This window comes from Paraburkholderia sp. SIMBA_027, assembly GCF_046535315.1.
GTDB lineage: Bacteria > Pseudomonadota > Gammaproteobacteria > Burkholderiales > Burkholderiaceae > Paraburkholderia > Paraburkholderia tropica.
Genome location: NZ_JAWRWY010000913.1, coordinates 1 through 261 on the forward strand (window position 1 = coordinate 1; position 261 = coordinate 261).

Below are 261 nucleotides of genomic sequence, written 5' to 3' on the forward strand. Positions count from 1 at the left end.
CCCTGGTAGCCGCGGGGCCCGTCACCCAGGACGAACTGGCCACGATCATGCGGGCCCAGCCGCAAACGCTGGGCCCGCTGCTGCTACGGCTCGAACTCAGGGGTTGCATCAACCGCCGGCGCAGGCGGACTAGCCGGCACAACCAGACAGTCTCCATCACCGCAACGGGCACGGCCCTGCTCCAAGAAGCCCACGCCCTGGAGCGGGGAATCTTGGAAGGTGTGACCCAGGACGTTGATGCGCTCCGGGATGAGCTCCGGG

General features: G+C 68.2%; 1 pseudogene. It reads left to right on the forward strand.

The features are described 5' to 3' along the window. Positions 1–261: pseudogene (locus SB764_RS41745) on the forward strand (hypothetical protein); the annotation flags it as partial.